This is a genomic window from Streptomyces africanus, from assembly GCF_002150735.1.
Classification (GTDB): domain Bacteria; phylum Actinomycetota; class Actinomycetes; order Streptomycetales; family Streptomycetaceae; genus Streptomyces; species Streptomyces africanus.
This window is the reverse complement of sequence record NZ_MUKA01000287.1, coordinates 1-9378: the sequence shown is the minus strand read 5'-3', so window position 1 is coordinate 9378 and position 9378 is coordinate 1. Positions and strand designations below refer to the sequence as shown.

The following is a 9378-nucleotide window of genomic DNA, read 5'->3' as shown; positions in this document are numbered from 1 at the left end:
CAGGCGCCGGGTGAAGACCTCGGCGATCAGGGCGGGCGTGGTGCCCCGGGGCTGCTGGCCGCGCAGCCACCGGGTGACGGATGTCTTGTCGTATCTCAGATCGAGCCCGTGTTCGAGACCGAGCTGGTCCACGCGACGGGCGAGACCCGCGTTGGAGAACCCCGCTTCTGCGATGAGCGCGGCGAGCTGTCGGTTGGGGGTGCGCTGCGCGGGTCGTTCCGTCATGGTGCGGTGCGGTCTCCTGCCTTCCGGTGCTGGTGATCTGCCGGATTGCCTGTGAGCAGGCCTTTTGGCTTGCTGGACGGCGCGAATGTAGCGGAGAGTAAACACCCCATCACACATTTTCGCGGACATTCATCCGATCGTGTGAGGATTGGCCCCAGGACTGACGTGGCCGGGCCGGACGTACAGTGGCTGGGGCGCGATACGTGCCTGACACACCCGTCCTAGGGAGGCGCTTGCCGTGAGTGAGTTGCGGTTCGTCCGCATGGGGTTCGGTGACGAGGCCGTCGAGTACCAGGAGGCGTGGGACGAACAGCGCCGGGTGCACGCGGCGCGCTTCGCCGACGAGGTCCCCGACACCGTGCTGCTCCTGGAGCATCCCCCGGTCTACACGGCCGGACGGCGCACGGCGGACAACGAGCGGCCCCTCGACGGCACGCCGGTCATCGACGTGGACCGCGGCGGCAAGATCACCTGGCACGGCCCCGGCCAGCTGGTGGGCTACCCGATCCAGAAGCTGCCGCGCCCGGTGGACGTCGTGGCGCATGTGCGCCGCCTCGAAGAGGCCCTGATCCGCACCTGTACGGAGTTCGGCCTGGAGACGACCCGGGTCGAGGGCCGCAGCGGGGTGTGGGTGCTGGGGGACCCGGTCGAACAGCGCCCCGCGCTCGGCGGCCTGGCCCTGGACTTCGACCCGCGGCTGCACGACGAGGAGTTCGACCCGCGCCTGAACGGCCCGGAGTACGCGCCCTCCAACGCGGGCCAGCGCCGCGAGGACCGCAAGATCGCCGCGATCGGCATCCGCGTGGCCAAGGGCGTCACCATGCACGGCTTCTCGCTCAACGTGAACCCGGACAACAAGTGGTTCGACCGGATCATCCCGTGCGGCATCCGTGACGCGGGGGTCGCCTCCCTGGCGAGCGAACTGGGCCGCGACGTGACGATCGAGGAGGTCCTGCCGGTCGTCGAGCGGCACCTGCGGGACGTCCTGGAGAACGCCGAGCTGAAGCCGCGGGAGATCGAGAAGGCGCCGGCGGCATAAAACGGGCTGTGGAGGGGCTGGCACCACACACAGGCATTCAAATCAACGGGCGTACCCTTGAGGACGCCGAAGAATCAAACGCTAGGGAGCCGGTCGTGTCCGCAGTCGCACCCGACGGACGCAAGATGCTGCGCCTGGAGGTCCGCAACAGCCAGACCCCCATCGAGCGCAAGCCCGAGTGGATCAAGACCCGGGCGAAAATGGGCCCCGAGTACACCAAGATGCAGAACCTCGTGAAGAGCGAGGGGCTGCACACGGTCTGCCAGGAAGCCGGCTGCCCCAACATCTACGAGTGCTGGGAGGATCGCGAGGCCACGTTCCTCATCGGCGGCGACCAGTGCACCCGGCGCTGCGACTTCTGCCAGATCGACACCGGCAAGCCCGAGGCGCTCGACCGCGACGAGCCGCGCCGCGTGGGTGAGTCCGTGGTCACCATGGACCTGAACTACGCCACGATCACCGGCGTCGCCCGCGACGACCTGGAGGACGGCGGCGCCTGGCTGTACGCGGAGACGGTCCGCCAGATCCACCAGCAGACGGCGGACCGCGAGGCCGGCCGGACGAAGGTCGAACTGCTCGCGCCCGACTTCAACGCCGTCCCGGAGCAGCTCGCCGAGGTCTTCTCCTCCCGCCCCGAGGTCTTCGCGCACAACGTCGAGACGGTCCCGCGGATCTTCAAGCGGATCCGCCCCGGCTTCCGCTACGAGCGCTCCCTGAAGGTCATCACCGAGGCCCGCGACTACGGCCTGGTCACCAAGTCGAACCTCATCCTCGGCATGGGCGAGACCCGCGAGGAGGTCAGCGAGGCGCTCAGGCAGCTGCACGACGCGGGCTGCGAGCTGGTCACCATCACGCAGTACCTGCGGCCCTCCGTGCGCCACCACCCGGTGGAGCGCTGGGTCAAGCCGCACGAGTTCGTGGAGCTGAAGGAGGAGGCCGAGCAGATCGGCTTCTCCGGTGTGATGTCGGGTCCGCTGGTGCGGTCCTCGTACCGTGCCGGGCGGCTCTACCGGATGGCCATGGAGCAGCGGGACGCGCGCATCGCGGCCCAGGCCGTCTGACGAACCGTCACCGCCCTTACCCGCCAAGGGGCGAGACAAACGTGTGAATTCGCGCACAAGACACTACCCGCCGGTAACGGCCGAATGGACGCGGTCCTGACCGTCCTCGCAGATGAGGGCGTATGTCAGGACCGCGTCGGCGTTCCACGGATCCCCGCCGGGGCTTCATGGGTGTTTGACCGGTCGGACACGCCCTGGTAACACCAATCAGTAACGCTGGACTCACAGCACGTACACCGCTCCCGAGGGGGGACCTGACCCATGCAGGCCGCGCCCGTTCGCGCCACCGCGATTCCGTCTTTCACCACCGCCCTGCGTGCCGTCGAGTCGCTGCTGCTCAGCAGCGGTCAGCGCACCGCCCGCCGCAACGCCTGGACCTCCGTGCTGGAGGACCGCCGTCGCGCCAAGGACCGGGTCGAGGCGCAGCGCGTCCTCGAGCAGTCCGTCTCCCGGTCCGTCTCCGTCCACCCCTGAGCCCGCTCTCCTCCCCCGCGAGCCTCCCCGCGGACACTGCCGTCGGAGGCGCTTGTGGGGCCACGTAGACTTCGTGGCATGGCGAGGAAGGAACCTGCAGCGGACGCTGCGAACCCCGGGCGACTGAAGCAGATCGCCCTGACCTACAAGATGACCCGCAAGGCCGACAAGAAGATCGGTCTTGTACTCGCGGCAGTCGGAATCGTCACCTTCGGTGTCTTCCTCGCGATCGGTTTCTTGATCGGTCACCCCATCTATCTCGGCATCCTGGGCCTCCTGCTCGCCTTCCTCGCGTCGGCGATCGTGTTCGGGCGCCGGGCCGAGCGGGCCGCCTTCGGGCAGATGGAGGGCCAGCCCGGTGCCGCGGCGGCGGTGCTCGACAACATCGGCCGGGGGTGGACGACGACCCCCGCGGTGGCGATGAACCGCAACCAGGACGTGGTGCACCGCGCGGTCGGCAAGGCCGGCATCGTGCTGGTCGCCGAGGGCAACCCGAACCGGGTGAAGTCCCTGCTCGCCGCCGAGAAGAAGAAGATGAACCGCATCGTCGCGGACGTCCCGGTGCACGACCTGGTGGTGGGCACGGGCGAGGGCCAGGTCGAGCTGAAGAAGCTGCGCACGACCATGCTGAAGCTGCCGCGCGTGCTGACCGGCCCGCAGGTCACCGCCACCAACGACCGGCTGCGCGCCCTGGGCGACCTGATGAGCAACATGCCGCTGCCGAAGGGGCCGATGCCCAAGGGCATGCGGATGCCGAGGGGCGGCGGGCCGAAGGCGCGCTGACCGCCCGCTCACGACACATGAAGGGGCGCCCGGATCACTCCGGGCGCCCCTTCTTCGTTCGTCTTCGGCGGTGTCAGATGCGGACCTCGACCGTGCCCGCCAGCCGGTCGTGCAGGCCACGGCCGTCACGGTCCCAGATCAGGGCGGGGATCGCGAGGAAGAGCAGGACCGTACGCAGCACCGCGCGCCAGGGGCTGACCCGGCCGGTGTCCAGGGCGACCACCCGCAGGCCGAAGAGCCGCTTGCCCGGCGTGAAGCCGAGCGTACCGACCGTGAAAACCATCAAGGCGAACATGATGAGCGGCGCCCAGATCTGGGCCGCTGCGTTGTAGCTCTGGGTGATGAGACCGTATGCGATCAGGAGGCTCAGGCCCCAGTCCACGGCGAGGGCGCCGAGCCGCCGCCCCGGACGGGCGATCGAACCGGGCCCCTCCTCGGGCAGACCGAGCTGCTCACCCCGGTATCCGAAGTCGACACCGGCCTCTTCCGCCGCCGCGCGGGGCCCGGAAAGCCACGATCCGAGTGCTTGCCTGTTGTCCACCCGTCCACGGTACTGCGCCCGGAAATGACCAGGGCACGGCGGGGTGCGTCGGGGCTAGGGTGGGAGCCGAGCCGGTTAACTTGTGCGAAACAAATGAGTCACGCCCGAGAAACCACCCGTCCCTAGGGTCGAGGTCAGCGTGTGCCACCCGCACTGGCAGCACGAACGAACTACCACCCCGGCGGGACGGTCGGGAGTAGGAGGAGCTGGATGTTCCAGAACGCCGACGAGGCCAAGAAGTTCATCGCGGACGAGGACGTCAAGTTCATCGACGTCCGCTTCTGCGACCTGCCGGGCGTGATGCAGCACTTCACGGTGCCTGCCGAGGCGTTCGACGCGGACGAGGAGCTGGCCTTCGACGGCTCGTCCATCCGCGGCTTCCAGGCCATCCACGAGTCCGACATGGCGCTGCGCGCGGACCTGTCGACCGCCCGGGTCGACCCGTTCCGCCGCGACAAGACGCTGAACATCAACTTCTTCATCCACGACCCGATCACGGGCGAGCAGTACTCCCGTGACCCGCGCAACGTGGCGAAGAAGGCCGAGGCCTACCTCGCCTCGACCGGGATCGCCGACACGGCGTACTTCGGCCCCGAGGCCGAGTTCTACGTCTTTGACTCCGTGCGCTTCGCGACCACCGCGAACGAGTCCTTCTACCACATCGACTCCGAGGCCGGCGCCTGGAACACCGGTGCCGTCGAGGACAACCGTGGTTACAAGGTCCGCTACAAGGGCGGCTACTTCCCGGTCCCGCCGGTCGACCACTTCGCCGACCTGCGCGCCGAGATCTCCCTGGAGCTGAACCGGGCCGGCCTGCAGGTCGAGCGCCAGCACCACGAGGTGGGCACCGCCGGCCAGGCCGAGATCAACTACAAGTTCAACACGCTGCTGGCCGCCGCCGACGACCTCCAGCTCTTCAAGTACATCGTGAAGAACGTGGCGTGGAAGAACGGCAAGACGGCGACCTTCATGCCGAAGCCGATCTTCGGTGACAACGGCTCGGGCATGCACGTCCACCAGTCCCTGTGGTCGGGCGGCTCCCCGCTGTTCTACGACGAGGCCGGTTACGCGGGCCTGTCGGACACCGCCCGCTACTACATCGGCGGCATCCTCAAGCACGCCCCGTCGCTGCTGGCCTTCACCAACCCGACGGTGAACTCGTACCACCGTCTGGTCCCGGGCTTCGAGGCGCCGGTGAACCTGGTCTACTCGCAGCGCAACCGCTCCGCGGCCATGCGTATCCCGATCACGGGCTCGAACCCGAAGGCCAAGCGCGTCGAGTTCCGCGCGCCCGACTCCTCCGGCAACCCGTACCTGGCGTTCTCCGCGCTGCTCCTCGCGGGCCTGGACGGCATCAAGAACAAGATCGAGCCGGCCGAGCCGATCGACAAGGACCTCTACGAGCTGGCTCCCGAGGAGCACGCGGGCGTCCCGCAGGTCCCGACCTCGCTCCCGGCCGTCCTCGACTCCCTGGAGGCCGACCACGAGTTCCTCCTCCAGGGCGACGTGTTCACGCCGGACCTGATCGAGACGTGGATCGACTACAAGCGCACGAACGAGATCGCGCCGCTTCAGCTGCGTCCGCACCCGCACGAGTTCGAGCTGTACTTCGACGTGTAAAGATCAACAGGGCTCTACGCTCGCGGTTCCCTCTGCGGACCCTCTGCCAGTCCGCAGAGGGTCCGCAGTTTTGTTGATCACGGGGCCCATGACCCGCTCGACAGCGGCCCGGGTCGACTCGTCGGAGTCGGGCCAGAGGTGACTGTACGTATCGAGGGTCGTCTTCGCGGAGGAGTGCCGTAGCCGGTGCTGCACGATCTTTACGTCGCTGCCACCCGCAATGAGCATCGAGGCGTAGAAGTGCCGGAGGTCGTGGAAGCGGAAACCCTCGGGCAGGCCGGCGACCGTCTTCCGGATCCGCCGCATGTGCCGCTCGACCTTCCACGGCCCCAGCTGGACGCCGTCGTCGTCCGGCACGACCCACCCGTCCTCGCGGCCGTCGAGTAGCCGCTTCAGCTCCCCCACGAACGCGTCGGGGATCGGGACCGCGGTCATGCTCATCTCGGTCTTGAGCGGCTCGGCCGGGTACTGCACGGCGGGTGTGATGACCCGCGCGTCGAGGTCGACGTCCTGAACCCGGAGCCCGCACACCTCGGCGACGCGGAGGCCGGCGAACGCCCCGAGCAGCAGCGCGGGCCGGTACTTCGCCTCGGCCGCCTCGTACAGCGCCCAGAACTGCGCCTCGGTCGCCACGTAGGGACGCTGCTTGCCCGCCCCCGGAGTCGTGCGCCGGCTGCACGGGTTGCTCGCCAGCTTCCGGGCGCCCACGGCGTCCGTGAGGATCTGCGACAGCCGGGCGTGCAGCGCGAAGCGATACGACTGCGACAGCCCCTCGCGCTTCAGCTTCGCCATCCACTGCTTCACGGCCATCTCGTCGACCGCCATCAACGGCAGCGGGCCGAACTCCCTCCGGATCCGGGCCACATGCACGCGGGCCTGCCGCTCCGTGGACTCCCGGTGCGCATAGCTGTCGAGCCAGGCGTCGCACCACGTGTCCATGGACATCTTCTGGCTCTTCGGGTCGACGTAGTTGCCGGTAACCAGCGCGGCCGTCACCTCGTCGAGCCACCGCTCAGCGTCGACCTTCCGGGCGAAGTGCTTCGCGTGCTCCTTACCGGCCAGGTCCCGGTACCGGGCCCGCCACTTACCGTTCGGCCTCTTCGCAATGCTCTTGCTGGCCACCCTCTACCCCTTCGTCGTTCGTCACCGGAGCACGACCACGCGGCCCCTACCGGGCGTCCCGCGGCCTGCTCCGTCTTTGCCCAACCCCTTCGCCACGGCGTCGACACGGCACTGCCAGGCGAGCACAGCCGCCACGGCTGCGTCGATCTTCCGGGAGGACTCCGGGTGTTCCTTCATGATCTGGATGCCCGAACGGGACTCCCTGCGCCGGGCGTTCAGGACGTGCCTGGTCAGCACGCTAGAGCCGTCGTGTGACAGCTCGTGGTCGACCACGGAAGACCGGAACTTCTCCAGGGCGCGCACGATGAGGTTCGAGCGGCCACCGGTCATCCACCACTCGATCGGATGCGTCATGGACGCCTTCACCTTGAGGCGACGGCCGTACTTCGCCTCCCAGCTGGCCACGTGCGATTCCCACTTGGCGGGGTCGGCGTACATCCCGACCACCCGGTAGCGCTTGAAGGCGTCCGCCACGGTGGCCAGTACCTCGGTCGTGGGCACCTCCCAGTCGCGGCCCTGCGGCCCGTCAGGCTGCTCCCAGCAGCCCAGGAGGAACAGGTGCCCGTCGTGGACGCGGCAGCCCACCAGGGCCGTAGCGTCCGTGACCGCATGGGAGCGGCGGCGGGAGCCGTCGAACCCGAGCACGACCGTCTCCTTGTCGGCGAGCACCTTGTCGACGTCCGTGACCGCGGACCACTCCGGCTGAGAGATCCAGCTGTCGGAAGCGTGCGTGATCTGCCCGAGGTAGAAGCGGCGTGCATCCTGCGGATCGGTGTCCGGGTCCCATATCTCCGCGGCGACCCGCTCCAGATTCACCCAGCCGCCCGCGGTCGCCGCGGAATCGCCGTAGGCGTAGGCCAGACCCCGCATCAGCGACTCGCGGTCGCCCAAGTCGGTGTCGGCAGGCGCCTCACGGTGGTCGTACAGCAGGCCCTCGTCGCGGGCGCGGCCCTCCCTGATGCGCTTGTAGAACTCGGCGGAGTTCTCGGCGACGCTGCCGACGCCGGGCACGTAGGCGTTCGGGGACTCCACGGACGTCCCCCCGGTCTTGCCGAGGTTCCGGCGCAGGGTGGCGGCCAGCCTTACGCCGCCGTTCGACACGCGCCACTCCTCGGTCTGGTCGAGGACGCACCACACGGGCCGGTTGCCCTCGCGGCTCGTCGCCGCCGAGGTGACGAACTCGATGCGGCCCTGGGGGAGGTTGACGAACGTGTCCAACGGCTCGATACCCGGGTAGTCGTCCATCACGGGCCCCTCGCGGAGCATCTCCAGCAGCGGCGCCCATGCGTTTTTCGTCTGGTCCTCGGAGACGGCCGCCAGCTGCAGCCACGGCGTGCGCAGCGTCGCCCACGGGCGGCCCACCGGCTCCCCGTTCGCGTCCCAGCCGTCCGGGACGACGTCCGCGAGGGCCTCGGCGCACGTGAGGGCCGCCAGCAGCGGCGACTTGCCCCACCCCTTCACCCGGCTCAGGACGGCCCGCCTGTAGCGACGCTGCCCCGTCCGCGGGTCGATGGCGTACAGGTTCAGCACGAATTGGGCCTGCTCGCGCGTCAGCCGGAACGGCTCGTACTCGGCACGGTCCGGGGCGGCGAGGTAGGCGTGCATCCAGTTGATGACCTGGTGTCCCAGCGTCGGCAGCTCACCCTTGTATCTAGGCCCCCGCCACGGCATCCGTCCCACCCCCCGGAAGCACCTTCAGGTCGCCGAACTGGTCCTCGGAGGCCTGCTCGGGCGCCCTCTTGGAGTCGGCTTCGTCGGCCTGGGCGAACTGCATGCGCAGCCTCGCGCGGTCCTCCGGGGTGGCGCCGAACTTGGCGACGCGCAGCCGGAGCTCGGCGCCGGCCGTCGCCTCCCCGTTCCAGTGCCGGGCGTGCACCAGGGCCGTATCCCGCAGGAACGACCAGTCCGTACTGGTGAAGTGCTCAGCCTGCGGGCTCGCCTTCCACATCTCCCACCACTCCAGCGTGGCCGCGGGCCACGGAACCTCGACCATCTCGTCGCCCTGGCGGGCGCGCAGGGGCGGCAGCTCGGGCGCCTCGGCCTGCTCGAACCGCAGGACGGTCTGCGGGTGCGCGTCCTTACGGTGGCCGGCGCGGCGCCGGGGGTCCTTCGGGGCGGGTCCACGACCAGCCATAGCGGTTCCTCTCGTTCAAGATCCAAAAGCCCCAGACCCGGGGCCGCAGACGGCGTCTACACGGCCCGAGCCCTGAAGATCACGGGGGGCGGGGGTGGGCCCCCAGGGTGCTCGGGGTGCCCCGGACGGGGCCACGGTCATCCGTCCGGGGCGTTCGACGCTGGAGCGGGCGAGAACGGTGAAGACTCCCGCTCCATGGGTTCGACGCTTGCCTGTGACTCGCAAGATCGATGCCTTTGACGCCGAAGATCAGATGCCTTGCTCAGGCTGCGTCGCCGCCGTCGAGGACCGTGTCGGCGAGTGCGTCGACCTGGTAGTCGGACAGTCCCTGCACCTCGTCGGGTGCCATGACCGAGTAGGTCATGGCACCCGACGAGGT

General features: G+C 69.1%; 9 protein-coding genes and 1 pseudogene. 5 read left to right on the top strand and 5 right to left on the bottom strand.

Annotation, left to right across the window (positions count from 1 at the left end; all coding sequences use genetic code 11):
• Positions 1-225, bottom strand: a pseudogene (locus CCL05_RS31710) (regulator); the annotation flags it as partial.
• Positions 226-463: 238 nt separating this feature from the next.
• On the opposite strand from CCL05_RS31710, the gene lipB reads away from it, so the two are divergent.
• The 4 genes from lipB to CCL05_RS31690 all read left to right on the top strand — a co-directional run bounded on the left by lipB (position 464) and on the right by CCL05_RS31690 (position 3582).
• Positions 464-1264, top strand: a complete 801-nt coding sequence (gene lipB, locus CCL05_RS31705; protein WP_086564127.1) for a lipoyl(octanoyl) transferase LipB — start codon at positions 464-466, stop codon at positions 1262-1264.
• Positions 1265-1359: 95 nt separating this feature from the next.
• Positions 1360-2325, top strand: coding sequence for a lipoyl synthase (gene lipA, locus CCL05_RS31700; protein ID WP_086564126.1), 966 nt, complete (start codon positions 1360-1362; stop codon positions 2323-2325).
• Between the two features lie 261 nt (positions 2326-2586).
• Entirely contained in the window at positions 2587-2799 is a 213-nt protein-coding gene (locus tag CCL05_RS31695) for an SCO2195 family GlnR-regulated protein (protein ID WP_086564125.1), read from the top strand.
• A 78-nt stretch (positions 2800-2877) separates the two neighbouring features.
• A complete protein-coding gene (locus CCL05_RS31690; protein ID WP_086564124.1) occupies positions 2878-3582 on the top strand; it encodes a DUF4191 domain-containing protein in 705 nt (234 codons plus the stop codon).
• A gap of 73 nt (positions 3583-3655) precedes the next feature.
• On the opposite strand, the gene CCL05_RS31685 is transcribed toward CCL05_RS31690, so the two are convergent.
• A complete protein-coding gene (locus CCL05_RS31685; RefSeq protein WP_086564123.1) occupies positions 3656-4123 on the bottom strand; it encodes an RDD family protein in 468 nt (155 codons plus the stop codon).
• Between the two features lie 210 nt (positions 4124-4333).
• On the opposite strand from CCL05_RS31685, the gene glnA reads away from it, so the two are divergent.
• Positions 4334-5743 carry a type I glutamate--ammonia ligase gene (gene glnA / locus CCL05_RS31680; RefSeq protein WP_086564122.1) on the top strand — a complete coding sequence of 470 codons (1410 nt, stop codon included), beginning with the start codon at positions 4334-4336 and terminating at the stop codon, positions 5741-5743.
• Between the two features lie 3 nt (positions 5744-5746).
• Here glnA and CCL05_RS31675 read toward each other — a convergent pair whose 3' ends face one another.
• Genes CCL05_RS31675 through CCL05_RS31665 form a run of 3 tightly spaced genes read right to left on the bottom strand, consistent with a single transcriptional unit; the run spans position 5747 to position 8999 of the window.
• A complete protein-coding gene (locus tag CCL05_RS31675; RefSeq protein WP_086564121.1) occupies positions 5747-6865 on the bottom strand; it encodes a tyrosine-type recombinase/integrase in 1119 nt (372 codons plus the stop codon).
• 21 nt (positions 6866-6886) lie between these two features.
• Positions 6887-8536 carry a terminase gene (locus tag CCL05_RS31670; RefSeq protein WP_086564120.1) on the bottom strand — a complete coding sequence of 550 codons (1650 nt, stop codon included), beginning with the start codon at positions 8534-8536 and terminating at the stop codon, positions 6887-6889.
• On the bottom strand, positions 8517-8999 hold the full coding sequence (locus CCL05_RS31665) for a phage terminase small subunit (RefSeq protein WP_086564119.1): 483 nt from the start codon (positions 8997-8999) through the stop codon (positions 8517-8519). The genes CCL05_RS31670 and CCL05_RS31665 overlap by 20 nt, the downstream gene beginning before the upstream one ends.
• Positions 9000-9378 lie beyond the last annotated feature (379 nt).